17 protein-coding genes are annotated in these 15,595 nt (G+C 74.2%); 6 read left to right on the top strand and 11 right to left on the bottom strand.

Translation table 11 applies throughout. The features are described from left to right. Positions 1 to 31: 31 nt before the first annotated feature. Positions 32 to 700: a FadR/GntR family transcriptional regulator gene (locus tag FHX45_RS11155; RefSeq protein ID WP_167108744.1), complete on the bottom strand. Its 669-nt coding sequence runs from the start codon at positions 698 to 700 to the stop codon at positions 32 to 34. A 123-nt stretch (positions 701 to 823) separates the two neighbouring features. On the opposite strand from FHX45_RS11155, the gene FHX45_RS11160 reads away from it, so the two are divergent. Both FHX45_RS11160 and FHX45_RS11165 read left to right on the top strand, forming a co-directional pair. Continuing rightward, positions 824 to 1,321 carry a gluconokinase gene (locus FHX45_RS11160; protein ID WP_167099734.1) on the top strand — a complete coding sequence of 166 codons (498 nt, stop codon included), beginning with the start codon at positions 824 to 826 and terminating at the stop codon, positions 1,319 to 1,321. Further along, entirely contained in the window at positions 1,318 to 2,691 is a 1,374-nt protein-coding gene (locus tag FHX45_RS11165) for a GntT/GntP/DsdX family permease (protein WP_167099737.1), read from the top strand. The genes FHX45_RS11160 and FHX45_RS11165 overlap by 4 nt, the downstream gene beginning before the upstream one ends. A 47-nt stretch (positions 2,692 to 2,738) precedes the next feature. On the opposite strand, the gene nudC is transcribed toward FHX45_RS11165, so the two are convergent. From nudC to FHX45_RS11185, 4 genes are all read right to left on the bottom strand, one after another. Continuing rightward, the gene (gene nudC, locus FHX45_RS11170; RefSeq protein WP_167099740.1) at positions 2,739 to 3,746 is read right to left on the bottom strand and encodes an NAD(+) diphosphatase; all 1,008 of its coding nucleotides are present in this window, start codon (positions 3,744 to 3,746) and stop codon (positions 2,739 to 2,741) included. Then, a complete protein-coding gene (locus FHX45_RS11175; protein WP_167099743.1) occupies positions 3,743 to 5,125 on the bottom strand; it encodes an insulinase family protein in 1,383 nt (460 codons plus the stop codon). The genes nudC and FHX45_RS11175 overlap by 4 nt, the downstream gene beginning before the upstream one ends. Next, positions 5,122 to 6,408: a M16 family metallopeptidase gene (locus tag FHX45_RS11180; protein WP_167099746.1), complete on the bottom strand. Its 1,287-nt coding sequence runs from the start codon at positions 6,406 to 6,408 to the stop codon at positions 5,122 to 5,124. The genes FHX45_RS11175 and FHX45_RS11180 overlap by 4 nt, the downstream gene beginning before the upstream one ends. 115 nt (positions 6,409 to 6,523) lie before the next feature. Continuing rightward, positions 6,524 to 7,396, bottom strand: coding sequence for an RDD family protein (locus FHX45_RS11185; RefSeq protein ID WP_341771428.1), 873 nt, complete (start codon positions 7,394 to 7,396; stop codon positions 6,524 to 6,526). A 23-nt stretch (positions 7,397 to 7,419) separates the two neighbouring features. Between FHX45_RS11185 and FHX45_RS11190 the strand changes: the two genes are divergently transcribed. From FHX45_RS11190 to FHX45_RS11200, 3 genes are read left to right on the top strand one after another with little or no spacing between them, the layout of a single operon-like run. Continuing rightward, positions 7,420 to 8,424, top strand: coding sequence for a stage II sporulation protein M (locus tag FHX45_RS11190; RefSeq protein ID WP_167099749.1), 1,005 nt, complete (start codon positions 7,420 to 7,422; stop codon positions 8,422 to 8,424). Between the two features lie 47 nt (positions 8,425 to 8,471). After that, positions 8,472 to 8,684 (top strand): hypothetical protein, encoded by a 213-nt coding sequence (locus FHX45_RS11195; RefSeq protein ID WP_167099752.1) that lies wholly within the window; start codon positions 8,472 to 8,474, stop codon positions 8,682 to 8,684. Further along, positions 8,659 to 8,958 carry a hypothetical protein gene (locus FHX45_RS11200; protein ID WP_341771429.1) on the top strand — a complete coding sequence of 100 codons (300 nt, stop codon included), beginning with the start codon at positions 8,659 to 8,661 and terminating at the stop codon, positions 8,956 to 8,958. Before FHX45_RS11195 ends, FHX45_RS11200 begins: the two co-directional genes overlap by 26 nt. Before the next feature lie 14 nt (positions 8,959 to 8,972). Here FHX45_RS11200 and FHX45_RS11205 read toward each other — a convergent pair whose 3' ends face one another. The 5 genes from FHX45_RS11205 to FHX45_RS11225 are packed head-to-tail and all read right to left on the bottom strand — an operon-like array spanning position 8,973 to position 13,977. After that, on the bottom strand, positions 8,973 to 10,268 hold the full coding sequence (locus tag FHX45_RS11205) for a DUF58 domain-containing protein (protein ID WP_167099754.1): 1,296 nt from the start codon (positions 10,266 to 10,268) through the stop codon (positions 8,973 to 8,975). A 1-nt stretch (position 10,269) separates the two neighbouring features. Then, entirely contained in the window at positions 10,270 to 11,238 is a 969-nt protein-coding gene (locus tag FHX45_RS11210) for an AAA family ATPase (protein ID WP_167099757.1), read from the bottom strand. Continuing rightward, a complete protein-coding gene (locus tag FHX45_RS11215) occupies positions 11,235 to 12,353 on the bottom strand; it encodes a DUF4350 domain-containing protein (protein ID WP_167099760.1) in 1,119 nt (372 codons plus the stop codon). Before FHX45_RS11215 ends, FHX45_RS11210 begins: the two co-directional genes overlap by 4 nt. Then, entirely contained in the window at positions 12,350 to 12,982 is a 633-nt protein-coding gene (locus tag FHX45_RS11220) for a DUF4129 domain-containing protein (RefSeq protein ID WP_167099763.1), read from the bottom strand. Before FHX45_RS11220 ends, FHX45_RS11215 begins: the two co-directional genes overlap by 4 nt. Continuing rightward, complete coding sequence (locus tag FHX45_RS11225; RefSeq protein ID WP_167099765.1) at positions 12,979 to 13,977, bottom strand: hypothetical protein; 999 nt, start codon at positions 13,975 to 13,977, stop codon at positions 12,979 to 12,981. The genes FHX45_RS11220 and FHX45_RS11225 overlap by 4 nt, the downstream gene beginning before the upstream one ends. A gap of 138 nt (positions 13,978 to 14,115) precedes the next feature. On the opposite strand from FHX45_RS11225, the gene FHX45_RS11230 reads away from it, so the two are divergent. Beyond that, positions 14,116 to 15,093, top strand: a complete 978-nt coding sequence (locus FHX45_RS11230) for a neutral zinc metallopeptidase (protein WP_167099768.1) — start codon at positions 14,116 to 14,118, stop codon at positions 15,091 to 15,093. Here the strand turns inward: FHX45_RS11230 and FHX45_RS11235 are convergent. After that, positions 15,086 to 15,544, bottom strand: coding sequence for a hypothetical protein (locus tag FHX45_RS11235; RefSeq protein ID WP_167099770.1), 459 nt, complete (start codon positions 15,542 to 15,544; stop codon positions 15,086 to 15,088). The genes FHX45_RS11230 and FHX45_RS11235 overlap by 8 nt on opposite strands. Between the last annotated feature and the right edge of the window lie 51 nt (positions 15,545 to 15,595).

The following is a 15,595-nucleotide window of genomic DNA, read 5'->3' on the forward strand; positions in this document are numbered from 1 at the left end:
CGCTCCCCGGAGGTCGAAGTCCGCGGGCAGACTACTGGAACTGCTGGGCGACCTCATCCCGCGCCTGGACCATGATGCCGCGCATCGCCTGTTCGGCCAGCTCCGCGTCGCCCGTGTCGATCGCGTGCGCGACCTCCAGGTGCAGGGCGACGGCCGCGGGCTGCGGTTCCGGCGGCATCAGGCCGTGCTCGGTCCGCCCGGTGAGCACCTCCGCGACCACCGCGGACAGCTGCCCGAACATCGGGTTCCCGGACGCCGCGAGCACCAGGTGGTGGAAGGCGATGTCGTGCCGGAGGAAGGTGGTCAGGTCCCGCGCGTGCGCGGTGGCCTCCAGCCGGGCGCCCAGGGCGCGCAGCCGTCCGCGGTCCTCGGGGCTCGCCCGGAGCGCGGCGAACCGCGCGGCGCTCGGCTCGACCGCCCAGCGCAGCTCCATGAGGTTGCGCAGCGCCACCGCCCGGTGATCGCCGTCCAGTTGCCAGCGGATCAACCGGGGGTCGTAGTGGTTCCAGTCGGCGCAGTCCCGCACGGTGATGCCGACGCGGCGCTTGCTGGTGGTCAGGCGCATCGCCTCCAGCGCGCGCACCACCTCCCGGGCGACGGTGCGGGAAGCTCCGTAGCGCTGCTGCAGCTCCTCCAGCCGCAGTACCGAGCCCGGCGGCAGCTGCCCGCAGGCGATCGCGGTCCCCACCGCGTCGAGCATGCGCTCGTGCATTCCCTCGGCCACGACGGTGACGTTATACCTCTGACTCGATTAAGTATTACTTATGAGCAAATTAAGTAGTACCTTTGCGGTGCAGTGATCAAACGTGGGAAGGTCGGCGAGATGACGGTCATCGTCGTGATGGGGGTAGCCGGGTCGGGCAAGACCACGGTGGGCGCGACGCTGGCCGAGCGCCTGGGCGTCGAGTACGCCGAAGCGGACACGTTCCACCCACCGGCGAACATCGAGAAGATGTCGTCCGGCCATCCGCTCACCGACGACGACCGGTGGCCGTGGTTGCGGGCGATCGCGGCGTGGATCTCCGCGCACCAGCGGTCCGGCGGTGTGGTGTCGTCGTCCGCGCTCAAGCGCTGTTACCGGGACGTGCTGCGGACCGGCGGGGACGTGTGGTTCCTGCACCTGGACGGCCCGCCGGACGTGCTGGCGGAGCGGATGCGCGGACGCCACGGGCACTTCATGCCGGTGTCGCTGCTGGACTCCCAGCTCGCCGACCTCGAACCCCTCGGCACGGACGAGCGCGGGATGGTCGCCGACATCCGGGAATCCCCCGCGGCGATCGTCGACCGGGCGGTCACCGAGATGGCCAAGGAGCAGCCGTGAGCACCCTCGCCGCCGCATGGACGGGGCACGACACCCGCCTGGTCGTCGCGACCCTGATCGGCATCGCCGTGATCGTGGCGCTGATCAGCAAGGCCCGCGTGCACGCCTTCCTGTCCCTGATCGTCGGGTCGGTGGTGGTCGGCCTGCTGGCCGGCCTGCCGGTCGACAAAGTGATCAAGAGCTTTTCCGCCGGAGTCGGCTCGACGGTCGCCTCGGTCGGCCTGCTGATCGCACTCGGCGCCATGCTGGGCAAGCTGCTCGCCGATTCCGGAGGCGCCGAACAGATCGTCGACACGATCCTGTCCCGCACCTCGCCGCGGGCGCTGCCGTGGGCGATGACCCTGGTCGCCGCGCTGATCGGGCTGCCGATGTTCTTCGAGATCGGCCTGGTCATGCTGATCCCGGTGGTGCTGCTGGTCGCCAAGCGCAGCGACCGGCCGCTGATGCTGGTCGGCGTCCCCGCGCTGGCCGGGTTGTCGGTGCTGCACGGTCTGGTCCCACCGCACCCAGGCCCGCTGGCCGCGGCCGCCGCCCTGAACGCCAACGTCGGGATCGTCCTCGGGTTCGGCCTGCTGGTCGCCATCCCGACGGTGATCATCGCCGGACCGCTGTTCGCCAGGCTCGCCGCCCGGTGGGTGCCCGCGGCGACCGCGCCGGAACACCTGGTGCCGGCGCGCGGCGGCAGCGAGGACGAGCAGCGCCGGCCGGGCTTCGGCGCCACCCTGGCGACGGTGCTGCTGCCGGTGGCCCTGATGCTCGCCAAGGCGATCGCGGACATCGTCGCCGGCAGCTCGAACCCGGCGCGCCGGGTGCTCGACTTCGTCGGCGATCCGCTGATCGCGTTGCTCGCGGCCGTGCTGCTGGGCATGGTCACGCTGGGCCGGGCCGCCGGGTTCACCCGCGACCGGCTGGCGTCGACGGTCAGCGGGTCGCTCGGCCCGGTCGCCGGGATCGTCCTGATCGTCGCGGCGGGCGGCGGGTTCAAGCAGATCCTGGTGGATGCGGGGGTCGGCAACGTCGTCACGCAGCTCGCCACCGGGGCGCACATCCCCGCACTGCTGCTCGGCTGGCTGGCCGCGGTGCTGATCCGCCTCGCGACCGGGTCGGCGACGGTGGCGACGGTCTCCGCGGCCGGGCTGGTGTCCGGCCTGGCGGCCACGATGCCGCCCACCGCGGCCGCGCTGCTGGTGCTCGCGATCGGCTCCGGGTCGCTGTTCTTCTCACACGTCAACGACGCCGGGTTCTGGCTGGTGAAGGAGTACTTCGGGCTGTCCGTGGGCCAGACCGTCCGGAGCTGGTCGATCATGGAGACGGTGATCTCCGTGGTCGCGATCGCGATCATCCTGCCGCTGGGCGCGCTGCTGGCGTAGCGGCCGGTGTTCCGGGCCTCCGGCGCGTGCCGGCGGCCCGGAACACGTCAGCCCCGCTCGGCGTACGCCCAGGCTTCCAGCATCACCCGGGCGATCGAGGCGTTGCCCGGCAGGATCAGTTCGCTCGCCCCGTCCAGGACGCGCACCGGACGGCCCCCGGCTTCGAAGGCCGCTCGCACATCGGCGCGCGGCACCCACATCGCGGTCTCGATCTCGCCGTCCGCGGGCACCAGCGGGCGCGCCGGGTCGGCCCTGGCGGTGAACCCGAGCATGATCGACCGCGGGAACGGCCACGGCTGGCTGCCCAGGTACCGCACGTCGTGGACGTCGGCGCCGACCTCCTCGCGGATCTCCCGCGCGCAGCAGTCTTCGAGTGACTCGCCGGCCTCGACGAACCCGGCCAGCACGGAGAACCGCCCGGGCGGCCACACCGGCTGCCGCGCCAGCAGCACGTGCTCGCCGTTGACGCCCTCCTCGTCGTGCACCAGGCAGATGACCGCCGGATCGGTGCGCGGGTACTCCTCGCGACCGCACGACTCGCACTTCGACGCCCAGCCGAACTGCACCAGGTGCGTCGGGCTGCCGTCACGCACGCAGAACCGCGCCTGCCGGTGCCACAAGCGCAGCGCCTGCGCCGTGGTGAACAGCCCCGCCGCGGTGTCGTCGAGCTGATCGCCGTGCGCCCGCAGGGTCACCCACAGCTCGCCGTCGACGCGGGGCACCTCCTCGGGCACGCCCCAGCTGCCCGGCTGCTGCACGATCTCCGGTTCGCCCTCCGGCTCACCGGGCAGCGACCAGTGGTCGACGCCCTGCCATTCGCCGAGGAACACCGCGTCAGCCGGCGGTTCCTCACCGTAGGCCAGTGCTTTGCGGGTGGCCAGGACCCGCTCCCCCTCGCGCACCGGCGTGCGCAACTGCTTGTCCAGCAGCATCACCTGCGCGTCCGCCCAGCGGGTGCGCAGGCGCTCCGGGTTGGTCCGCAACATCTCCTGGCGGTCCACTGTGGACCGCGAGAGCGTCGGGACGCGGCCCAGCGTGAACGGTGCGACGGTCACTGGCCCGGCTCCCCCACGGCGACCCCGCCCAGCGCGGTCAGCTGCGGCGCGAGCGTGTCGGCGTCACCCACCACGACCCCGGTGAACCGGGCCGGGGCGAAGAAGTCGAGCGCGGCCTGCGCGACCTCCTCCACCGTGACCTCGGCGACCCGCCGCGGGTGCTCGGCCAGCCACTCCGCACCCAGGCCCGCCGCGGTCAGCGCGGCGAGCTGGCTCGCCAGCCCGGCCTGCGACGAGGTCGCGGTCAGCAGCGAGCCGATCGCGTACTGGCGCACCGACTCCACCTCCTCGGCCGTCGGCGGCACGACCGCGAGCCGGCCCAGCTCGTAGCGGGTCTCCAGCAGCGCGGCCGCGGTGACCTCGTTCGCCGTGTCCGCGTCCACACCCACCGTCGCGGTGGTGCCGGTGAACTCGAAGCCGGAGTGGGCGCTGTAGGTGTAGCCCTTGTCCTCGCGGATGTTCTCCACCAGCCGGGAGGAGAAGTACCCGCCGTAGGTCAGGTTCGCCAGCTGGAGCGCGGGGTAGCGCGGATCGGTGCGCGGCAGCGACTGCGCGATGAGCCGGATCTGCGACTGCACCGCCCCGGCCCTGGGCACCAGCAGCAGGTCGCCACCGGTCACCTCGGGCAGCCCGGGCATCGCGGCCGCCGGACGGTCCGACGCCCAGCCGGACAAGGCGCGCTCGACGTCCCCGGCGATCCGCTCCGGGTCGACGTCGCCGACGATGACGAGCACGGAACCACGCGGCAGCACGGACGCTGCGTGCAGTGTGCGCACCGCCTCCGGCGTCACCTGCTCGACGTCGGACGCCTGCGGCATCTCGCGGGTCGCCGGGTGGTCGCCGTAGACGTGCCGGAGCAGCGCCTCGCGCGCGATCACCCGCGGCTGGGTGCGGGACACGGCCAGCCGCTCGACCAGCCGGGCCGACTCCCGCGCCACCTCGTCGTCCACATAGGACGCGCTGGTGAGCGCGTCGGCGAGCACGTCCAGCAGCGTCGGCAGGCCGGTCGCCAGTCCGTTGCCGGAAATGGTGAGCCGCTCCGGGTCGACCACGGTGTTCAGCTCGCCGCCGATCAACGCCAGTTCGGTGTCGATCTCGACGCGGTCCCGCCGGGTGGTGCCGGTGAGCATGGTCTCGGCGAGCACTTCGGCGGTGGCCGCGTGCAGCGGCTCGGCACCGCCGAACGGGATCCGCAGGCGCAGCTCGACCAGCGGCACGGTCGGCTTGCGCACCGCGAGCAGGCGCAAACCGCTGGCCAGCACGGTGTCCACGTGCGCGAGGTCGGCGGCGGCGATCTGCGCGCCGAGTTCCGGGACCGGGCGCGGGCCGCCGGCCGTGCGGCCGATCTCCTCGGCGCTGCGGTGTCCGACGGTCGTCACTTCGCTCCCCCTTCGGGCTCGACGAGCAGGACGGCGCGCGAGTCGGGCCGCAGCGCCTTCGCCGCGGCGGCCACGTCCGCACCGGTGACCGCGGCGATCCGGTCCGGCAGCTGGTGCACCAGGGACGGGTCGCCGTAGAGCAGTTCGAACGCGCCGAGCGACAACGTCCGGGACATCAGCCGGTCGTGCTCGGCGTGCAGGCTCGCGCTCCACCGCGCGGTCACCTTGGCCAGTTCCCGCGCGTCCGGCGGCGTGGCCGCCAGCTTCTCCAGTTCCTCGTCGATCGCGGTCAGCACCCGCTCGGCCGTCACGTCCGGCGAGTGGATCGCGGTGATCGAGAACGTGTCCGGGTCGCGCGCCTCGAACGGCCCGAACAGGCCGGCGCCCGCGCCGATGTCGGTGACCAGCGGCTCCCGGTGCACCAGCCGCTGCTGGAGGCGGGAGCCGTCGCCGTCGGTCAGCACACCGGCCAGGACCAGGTTGGCGAGGTAGGCGTCCAGCTCGCCGACGGGGTCCGGCATCCGGTAGCCGACGGCCAGCGCGGGCAGCGGCGCGTGCGGATCGGTGTGGTGCCCGCGGACCTCGCCGGACGGCGGCGGCTCGGCGAACGAGCGCTTGGGCGGCACCGGGCGGTGCGGCACGTCGCCGAAGTGCTTGCCGATCAGCTCGCGCGCCCGGTCCGGGTCGAAGTCGCCGGCGACGGTGAGCACGGCGTTGACCGGCGAGTAGTAGGTGTCGAAGAACGCGGCGCAGTCGTCCAGGCTCGCCTGCTCCAGGTCGGTGAAGTCGCCGTAGCCGTTGTGCGCGTTGGGGAACGTCCGGTACAGCACCGGGGGCAGGAGGATCCACGGGAACCCGCCGTAGGGCCGGTTCAGCACGTTGAGGCGGATCTCCTCCTTGACCACGTCGATCTGGTTGGCCAGGTTCTCCCGCGTCAGCTTGGGCGCGCGCATGCGGTCGGCCTCGAGGAACAGCGCGCGCTCCAGCGCCGCCGAGGGCAGGACCTCGTAGTAGTCGGTGTAGTCCGGGTGGGTCGACCCGTTGAAGGTGCCGCCGCTGGACTGCACGATCTTGAAGTGCGCGAGCTTCTCCAGGCTCTCGCTGCCCTGGAACATCAGGTGCTCGAACAGGTGGGCGAACCCGGTGCGCCCTTCCGGCTCGGAGCGGAAGCCGACGTCGTAGTGCACGGCGACGCCGACCACCGGAGCGGTCGGATCCGGCGCGAGCACCACGCGCAAGCCGTTGTCCAGGGTGAACCGGGAGGTCCGGGAAGTCTCCGCCATGCGACCCACCTTACGGCCATCGCGCGGGCCGGCCCGGCGGCGGTCCCGGGCGGCGACGTGGTGTTCACCGAGCGCGAACGCCACCCCGGGCGCGCGAGACAGCCGGTGCCGGACGTCAGCCGGGCGGGGCGAAGCCGCGCGGCGGCCCGGCCTCATCCGCCTCACCCGCCTCGGCCGGTGGCACGGCGACCGGCGCCGGGGCGAGCGGCGCTTGCGGCGGGGCGGGCGACCAGCCCACCCCGGCCTGGTCGCCCGTGCGGCGGCGCCGTTCCGCGAGCACCGCCTGCAGATAGGCCCACGGCGGCACGCCCCAGGGCAGTGGCGCGCCGATGCGGGTCGCGACGTCGTGCACCAGCTCGTGCCCCAGGGGTTCCCGGGCCCGGTCGCTCAGCTCGCCGTACCGCGAAAGGTACTGGCGGGCCGCCAGCGCCAGGTCGTCGGTGAGCGCGGTCAGGTCCAGCTGGGCGGCCCACCCGGCCAGCGCGGGCGGCATCTCGATGGCCGGCGCCACCGGCTGCGCGGCGCGCTGCCGGATGACGACCGTCCCCGCCAGGTAGTCGCCCACCCGCTTGGACCGCGGCGAGGACAGCGACACGAACAACGCCACCGCGCTCCACAGCAGCACCGGTCCGAAGTCGACGATCACACCGGCCAGGGCACGGGTCAGGGCGTGGCGGAAGCGGACCGGGCCGCCGTCGTCCCGCACCACGCGCAGCCCCATCGCCATCTTGCCGAGGGTGCGGCCGCGGGTGAGCGTTTCGAACAGCACCGGGTACCCGATCCGCACCAGCACGAAGAACCCCAGCGCCAGCGCGCCCAGCAACGCCTCGTCGTGCGTCCCCGCCAGCAGGAGGACAACGGCGAAGATCAGGAGCGCGGCGGCCTGGATCGCCACATCGAGCGCGAACGCCGCGGCCCTGCTGGCGAGCTGCGCGACCGGCAGCTCCAGCACGACGGCCTCGCCGGTCACCAAGCCGGGTTCTGTCACCCGGTCACTGTAATCTGCCCCCCATGGACGTGGACCTGTTCGTCGCGGCCCACCGCGCCGAATGGGCCCGGCTGGACCGGCTGCTCGCCGCGCGCAGGCTGAGCGGCCCGGAGGCCGACGAGCTGGTCACGCTCTACCAGCGGGCGGCGACCCACCTGTCGGTGGTGCGCTCCGCCGCCCCGGACCCGGCGCTGCTGTCGTGGCTGTCGGCACTGGTCGCGCGCGCCCGCTCGGCCGTCACCGGCGCGCACACGCCGGCCTGGCGCGAGGCCGGGCTGTTCTTCGCGCAGCGGTTCCCCGCCGCCGTCTACACGAGCGTCCGGTGGTGGTTGCCGGCCGCGGTGGTGTCGATCCTGCTGGGCGGCCTGATCGGCGCGTGGATCGCGGGCGACCCGCAGGTGCGGGCGAGCCTCGCGACGCCGGAGGACATCCGCGCGCTCACCGAGCCGGGCGGGCAGTTCGAGAGCTACTACTCGGCCAACCCGGCCGCCTCGTTCGCCGCGCGGGTGTGGACGAACAACGCGTGGGTCGCGGCCATGTGCCTGTTCTTCGGGGTGCTGCTGGGCGTCCCGGTGCTGATCGCGTTGTGGCAGAACGTGGTCAACGTCGGCGTGTCCGCCGGGTTCATGGCCGCCGCCGGGCGGCTGGACGTGTTCTTCGGGCTGATCACCCCGCACGGGCTGCTGGAACTGACCGCGGTGTTCGTCGCCGCCGGCACGGGCCTCCGTCTCGGGTGGACGGTCCTCGCCCCGGGGACGCGATCCCGTGCGGCGGCGCTGGCGCAGGAAGGCCGGGCAGCCGCGGGCATGGCGCTCGGGCTGGCGTGCGTGCTGCTCGTGTCCGGTGTCATCGAGGCGTTCGTGACGCCGTCCGGCCTGCCGACGTGGGCCCGGATCGTGATCGGGCTGGCCGCGGAGGTGCTGTTCCTGCTGTACGTGTTCGTGCTGGGGCGGCGGGCCGTGCGGGCCGGGGTCACCGGGGACGTGGCGTCCCGGCACGCCGGTGACCTGCTGCCCGAGGCCGGCTGACACGCCGTTGCCCGGAATCGCCGGCGCCACGACTTAGGGTGGAGGGCATGCGGCTGGAGCTTTCCGATGACACGTACGCGCTGGTGACCGCCCTGGCCGAGCAGGCGGACCAGTCCGTGGGCGACTGGGTGCGGGCCGCCGTCGGGCGGGAGGCCTACCGGCAACTGTGCGAGCAGCAGGCGCGGTGGAACGCCGAGCACCCCGAACAGGTGCGGGCCGCCGCGGACGACTGGCGTGCCCGTGGCTCCTCGGCCGCGTAGGGGCGAGATCTGGGCCGTCTCCCCCGGATCGCGGCGGGTGCTGGTCTTCTCCGGCAACATGCTCAACGACATCGACGACGAGCACGTCGTGACCATGGAGGTCATCGAGCACCCGGTGCCGCTCAGCGTGGCCACCGGCGGTGGTGGATGGGTGCGCTACACGTGGCTGGACCACGTGCCCAAGGAGTCGCTGACGCGTCAGCTCGGCGAGGTGCCGGAGGAGCTGATGCAGCGCCTGAGCACCCGGTTGTTCATGGTGATCGCGACGGACTGACCGCGGCCCGTGCGCTACAGGCGGCCGGCGGCCTTCAGGGCCAGGTAGGTGTCGGCCAGCGCGGGCGCCAGCCGGTCCGGCACCGCGTCCACCACCGTGACCCCGCGCTGCGCGAGCAGGCTCGTGACGCGCCGGCGCTCGGCCAGCGTCCGTTCGGCGGCGGCCGCGTCGTAGACGGCTTCCGCGTCTCCGCGGGAGCGGGCCATCGCGGTGACGCCGGGGTCCGCCACGCCGGCCACCACCAGCTGGTGCCGGGCCACCACGGATGGCAGCACCGGCAACAGGCCCTCCTCCAGCGGTGCCGCGTCCAGCCCGGTCAGCAACACCACCAGCGACCGGCGGCGGGCGCGGCGGAGCACCTCGGCCACCATGCCCCGCGCGTCGGTCTCCACCAGGCTCGCCTCGAGCGGCGCCATCGCGGTCACCAGCCCCGGCAGCAGCTCACCGGCCGCGAGCCCGCGGACGTCCGCCCGCACCCGGCGGTCGTAGGCCAGGAAGTCGACCCGATCGCCCGCCCGGGACGCGAGCACCGCCAGCAGCAGTGCGGCGTCCATTGACGCGTCCAGCCGCGGCACGTCGCCCACCCGGCCCGCCGCCGTCCGGCCGGTGTCCAGCACCACCAGCACCCGGCGGTCCCGCTCCGGCCGCCACGTCCGCACCATCACGTCCGCGGCGCGCGCCGTGGCGCGCCAGTCGATGGAGCGCACGTCGTCGCCGATCACGTACTCGCGCAGCGAGTCGAACTCGGTGCCCTCGCCACGCACCAGCGCCGCCTGCCGCCCGTCCAGCTGTTGCAGCCGGGTCAGCCGCGACGGCAGGTGCTTGCGGCTGGTGAACGGCGGCAGCACCCGCAGGGTCCCCGGCACGCGGTGCGACCCCTGCCGGCCGGCCAGCCCGAGCGGTCCGAGCGCCCGCACCGTCACCCGGTGCGCCGTCCGGTCCCCGCGGCGCACCGGCCGCAGCCGGACCACCACCGGCCGCCGGTCCCCCGGCGGTACCGCGATGCGGAACCGGTCCCCTTCCGTCCCGGCGCTCGGCGGCCACGCGTCCCGCAGCACCCCGCGCAGCGGCCGCTTTCCCGGGTTGGTCACCCACAACGTCACTTCGGCCGTCTCACCGAGGCGGACGACCGCCGGCCCGGACCGCGCGAAGGTCAGCCCCCGCACCGGGGCCGCGAGCAGCACGTCCACCGCGACCGCGACGGCGAGCACACCGAGCACCAGGAGCACGCCCGTCCACGACGGCAGCCCCATCGCCACCGGGACGACGCCGACGAGCGCCAGGAGCCCGACCTTGCCGGTGATCGCCATGTCAGCGCGGGACGGGGACGGTGGCGAGCACGCGCTCGATCACGCCGTCCGCGGTCGCGCCCTCCAGCTCGGCCTCCGGGCGCAGGTCCAGCCGGTGCCGCAAGGCGGGTCGCGCAAGCGCTTTCACGTCGTCCGGTGTGGCGAACCCGCGCCCGGACAACCAGGCCCACGCCCGCGTCGCCGCCAGCAACGCCGTCGCGCCGCGCGGGGACACCCCGATCCGCACGGACGGCATCGCCCGCGTCGCGCGGCACAGATCGACGATGTAGCCGAGCAACTCCGGAGCGACCGTCACCCCGGCCACCGCGGCCCGCGCGGCGGCGAGCTGCTCCGCCCCCGCGACCGGCCGCACCCCGGCGGCGGCCAGGTCACGCGGGTCGAAGCCCTGCGCGTGCCGGGTCAGCACGCCGATCTCGTCGTCCCGGGCCGGCAGCGGCACGGTGAGCTTGAGCAGGAACCGGTCCAGCTGCGCCTCGGGCAGCGGGTAGGTGCCCTCGTACTCGACCGGGTTCTGGGTGGCGATCACGATGAACGGATCGGGCAGCGGCCGCGGCCGGCCGTCGACGGAGACCTGCCGCTCCTCCATCGCCTCCAGCAACGCGCTCTGCGTCTTCGGCGGGGTGCGGTTGATCTCGTCGGCGAGCAGCAGGTTCGTGAACACCGGGCCCGCGCGGAAGGAGAACTCGCCGGCGCGCGAGTCGTAGACGATCGAACCGGTGACGTCACCGGGCATCAGGTCCGGGGTGAACTGGATGCGCGTGGTGTCCAGGTCGAGCGCGGTCGCCAGTGCCCGCACCAGCAGCGTCTTCGCCACGCCGGGCACACCCTCGACGAGGACGTGCCCGCGGCACAGCAGCGCGATGATGAGCCCGGTGACCGCGGCGTCGTTGCCGACCACCGCCTTGCCGACTTCGGCGCGCAACGCCACCAACGCGTTGCGGGCGCCGGTGCTGGTGTCCGTGCTGGTCAACTGATCTCCCTCTCGATGCGGTCCAGCTCGTCGGCGAGGCGGACCAGTCCGGCCTCGTCACCCGGCGCCGGGCCGTACAGCAGCTCCTCGACCGCCACGCCGGGCCGTCCGGTGCGGGCCGCGACCGCGGCGACCACCGCCCCCGCTTCCGCCGCCGGGCCGAGCCCGAGCAGCGGCCGCATCCGGCCCAGGGCCGCCTGCCGCAGCGTATCCGCGGCGTGGCCGGCGGCACCCGCGCGCCGGTAGAGCCGGGCGCGGCCTTCGGTGGTTTCGGCGGCGCGGACGACGACCGGAAGCGGTTCGGTCACCACCGGCCCGAGCCGGCGGGCCCGCCACAGCGCGAACAGCACCACGGCGGCACCGAGCTGGATCGTGCCGAACACCCAGGGCCGCGGGACGAGGTCGGTGAACGAGCGGGCACCGATCCCGCTCCCGGTGTCCGACGGCGACGGCAGGTACCAGACGAGCGTCGCGCTGCGGCCGAGCAGGCGCAGGGTGAGCGCCGCGTCACCCTCGTCGGCCAGGCGGTCGTTGGTCATCGGGGTGCCGTCACCGAGGATCGTGGTCGTGCCGCGGTCACCGGGCAGCTGGAGCAGCGTCCCGTCGTAACAGCCGCGGGCGCGGCCGTGCGCGGCGTAGGCGCGGCCACCGAGGACCACGTTCCCGGCGGCGACGGCGGCGGCGACGGTGCACGCGGGTTCCCGTACCGCCGGGCCGGGCTCGCCGGTGCCGGCCACCCCGGGCGCCAGGACGCTCAGCACGCGATCACCGGGGCCGATCAGCACCGCGTCCGCCGCGCGCGCCCGAAGCGCCGCGAGCTTCGCAGGGTCGACCAGGTCGGGACCGGTCACCAGCAGCGTGGCGTCGTCGCGCAACGCGGCTTCCGCGTCGGCGTAGGTGCGGGCGGTGACGATTCGCACGCCCGCGCGGTCGAGCAGCCGCGCCAGCGCCCGCGAGCCCCCCGGGTCGGCCGAACCGGGGTCGAGCGCCCCGTGCTGCTGCCCCGCGGAGCCGAGCAACACCACGAGTGCACCGAGGACCACGATCACCGCGATCACCGCCGGCGCCCGCGCGGCCCGCCAGATGCGGCGCGCGTCCGGGGACACGCTGGTCACGCCGGCACCTCAGGACGCGCCCGGCGGACCTGGTCGTCGAGGTCGGCGAGGTCGCGGTACTCCCCGGGCGTGGCCGGCCGGCCGCCGTAGTGCACGGCGTCGAACAGCTCCGCGCCCTGCCGCAGCGCGTCCCGCGCGGACGGCATCCGGTCACCGGCTGCCCGCGCGGCCTCGTCCGCGGTGCGCCCGGGCCGCTCGTCCAGCACGCCGCGTTCCTCGAGCACCCGGACCACCGCGCGGAACCGGTCGCGCACGGCGGCGCCGAGGTCCCCGGCGGCGAACGCCCGCTCCGCCGCGTCCCGGTAGTCCTGTGCCGTGCGTGCGGACTCCGCGAACACCGCACCGGGCCGGCGGGCCGGGCGGGCGAGCGGACCGACCCGCAGCCGCACCACGACGACCACCAGCACCACGACGGCGAGCAGGACGAGCACGCCGAACCCGCCGCCGGGCACGCTTCCCAGCGCGCCGAACAGGTCCGCGATGCGGTGCACGAGCCAGCCGATCGCCCGGTCGAACCAGTTCGGCTGTGCCTGCGCGTAGACCGGGTCGGACAGCTCGGCCCGCGCGGCGCGGCGTGCGTCGTCGGCGTCGATGACGACCGGGACGTCGGCGAGCCACGCGGCGATCAAGCCGTGCCCGCCGCCCGCGCCAGCTGGAGGTCCATGCCCTCCTTGCGCATCCGCTGGTCGATGTAGAGCAGGGCGGTCGTGTTCGCCGCGAACGGCTGCACGATCGTCAGCGCGATCACCTGTCCCAGCGCGACGACCAGCAGGCCGCCCCAGCCGGCCGGGACCTCACCGGTGATCGTGCCGCCCGCCAGCAGCCGGAACGGGATGTCGATCAGGTACTGGAGCACCGTCGCGATCAGGCCGGCCAGCAGCAGGATGCCGAAGCACCGCCACCACGAACCGGACACCAGCTGCCGGGAGCGGCTCAGCGACTCGCCGACCCGCCCACGCTCCAGCACGAGCGCGGGCGTGGTCAGGCCGAGCAGCGTGAACAGCCAGATACCGGGAATCAGGCACAGCACCGACCCGAAGCCGACCGCCAGCGAGTACACGATCGTCGCGCCGAGCAGCGGGAGGAACCGCGGACGCGCCTCGGCCATCGCCTCGGCGAAGGTCACCGGCCTGCCCAGCACGGCCTTGCCGATCACCACGGTCAGGAACCCGGACAGGAAGGTCTGCGTGAGCACCGTGATGATCAACGCGATCCCGGTCACCAGCCCGGTGTCGCCGAGCGCCTTGAGCGCCGCGTTCTGGACCTGCTGGTCGGTGGCCGCGGGGCCGAGGTTCTGCAACGCCGACACGTCCGGCAACAGGTACCGGCTGGCCAGCAGCTGCAGCACCGCGGCGACGACCGCGACGACAGCCGAGGAGCCGAACACCAGCCCCGGGTGGCGGCGCATGGTGGCGATCGCACCGTCCAGGATCTCGCTGACCGACAACGGGCGCAGCGGGATCACCCCCGGCTTGCCGTAGCCGGGCGGCGGACCCCAGCCGTACTGCTGGTAGGGCGCTCCCGGCGGCGGCGGGGCGGGCGGGATCGGGCCTCCGGCGGGAGGCGTGGCGTCGTCGGGCCGGTCCTTCGGATCGGGTCCGGCCCAGCCGCCGGTGTCGCTCATCGGGTCTTCTCCACTCACTGCGGATCGGTTCGCCGCCCACTCTCGCAGAGCGGTCCGGTACCGGCCACGGGTGGCACGCGGCCGCCGCCGAGTCGTGATCTCCCGGACCGGTCCGGGCGCTGACTATGCTGGCGCGCGATGACGCCTCCGCCGCAGCGCCCCCGGGAACCGTTGCCGCCGCCCTCCTCGGCGCCGCGGCACCGGGCACGTCGGCGTTCCACACGGCCGGTCACCGCCTTCGCGCTGAGCGCCGTGGCGGTGCTGCTCGCGGGCCTGGTGGTCTTCGTCGCGGTCCGCGCCGGGTCGGGCCCGTCCCCCACCACCACCGCCGCGCCGCCGGCCACCGCGGTCAGCGGCGGCAACGCGGCGGGCGCGGCCACCAGTGCCCCGGAGGGCGAGAAGATCCTCGCGCTGGCGGACCACCCGATCCTGCAGAACCCGGACGACGGGCTCCGGAACCTGGCGTGTGAGCTGCCCGGCTGGCGCAGCGACCAGTCCTCGGCCGAAGCCTTCTTCACCGCGGCCGACGAGTGCCTCAACGAGGCGTGGGGCGACTTCCTCCGGCAGCACCACCTGCCGTTCACCCCGCCCGCCCTGCACTTCCCCACCGGCACCCACTTCACCACCGCGTGCGGCACGATCGCGGTCAGCGTGGCGACCGCGGCCTACTACTGCGACGACAACCTCTACGTCCCCTTCCGCGGCCTGCAAACCGATCAGTACGGCGACAACCCGGGCGTGTACCTGGCGCTGTTCGCGCACGAGTACGGCCACCACGTGCAGGAGGTGGCCGGGATCATGGACGCGGTGTGGCAGCAGATCTACGCCGTCGGGCAGAACACGCCGGCCGGGCTGGAGCTGTCCCGGCGCAAGGAGCTGCAGGCCCAATGCTTCTCCGGGATGTTCCTCGGCGCCGTCGTCGGCCAAGGTGGTGCGGTGACCCGGGACGTGTACGCGAAGGCGTGGCGGGACCAGGACAGCCGCGGCGACAACACCTCGGGCAGCAACGACCACGGCACCAACGCGCACTACGCGCAGTGGTGGCGCACCGGCGCCCAGTTCAACCGCATCGCGAAGTGCAACACCTTCGCCGCGCCCGCCTCCGCGGTCAGCTGACGCTGGCCACCGCGTCCCGGCGCGGGCCGCGGCGCACCAGGAACGCGTAGGTTCCCCCGCCGAGGCAGCTCAGCGCGAGCAGCGCGAGCCCGACCGGGCGGCGCCCGCCGTCGTGACCGGTCACGACGTCGGCCAGGTGGACCTGGATGTCGTGGGTGTCACCGTCCCCGGCGGAGGCCGGCACGGTGACGTCGACGCGGTCGTTCGGGTCGTGTCCGCACGCGTCCAGCGTCCCGGTGCGGTTCCGGCCGTCCAGGGTGATCTCCACCGTCTCCTTCGGGTCCGCGGCCGAGCACTCGGCACCCGTCGTGACGGTGGCCTGCGCGACCGTGCCCTGCGCCGCGGACGCGGTGCCCAGCACGCCCGGGCCCGCCCACCACACAGCGGTCACGATGGCGATGCCGACGAGCACGGGGACGGCGACGGTGTTCCAGCGCAGCACGGCTCCCATGCTCCCAGACGGCCGGTGGGATGCCCACCCGCCCGCGGGTGCGCCGAATCT

It is taken from the genome of Amycolatopsis granulosa (genome assembly GCF_011758745.1).
Taxonomy (GTDB): Bacteria; Actinomycetota; Actinomycetes; order Mycobacteriales; family Pseudonocardiaceae; genus Amycolatopsis_E; species Amycolatopsis_E granulosa.

Coding starts and splice junctions, on each gene's coding strand:
- FHX45_RS11155 (WP_167108744.1), bottom strand. CDS start 700: ATGCTCGACGCGGTGGGGACCGCGATCGCCTGCGGGCAGCTGCCGCCG.
- FHX45_RS11160 (WP_167099734.1), top strand. CDS start 824: ATGACGGTCATCGTCGTGATGGGGGTAGCCGGGTCGGGCAAGACCACG.
- FHX45_RS11180 (WP_167099746.1), bottom strand. CDS start 6,408: ATGGCGGAGACTTCCCGGACCTCCCGGTTCACCCTGGACAACGGCTTG.
- FHX45_RS11190 (WP_167099749.1), top strand. CDS start 7,420: ATGGACGTGGACCTGTTCGTCGCGGCCCACCGCGCCGAATGGGCCCGG.
- FHX45_RS11195 (WP_167099752.1), top strand. CDS start 8,472: ATGCGGCTGGAGCTTTCCGATGACACGTACGCGCTGGTGACCGCCCTG.
- FHX45_RS11205 (WP_167099754.1), bottom strand. CDS start 10,268: ATGGCGATCACCGGCAAGGTCGGGCTCCTGGCGCTCGTCGGCGTCGTC.
- FHX45_RS11225 (WP_167099765.1), bottom strand. CDS start 13,977: ATGAGCGACACCGGCGGCTGGGCCGGACCCGATCCGAAGGACCGGCCC.
- FHX45_RS11230 (WP_167099768.1), top strand. CDS start 14,116: ATGACGCCTCCGCCGCAGCGCCCCCGGGAACCGTTGCCGCCGCCCTCC.
- FHX45_RS11235 (WP_167099770.1), bottom strand. CDS start 15,544: ATGGGAGCCGTGCTGCGCTGGAACACCGTCGCCGTCCCCGTGCTCGTC.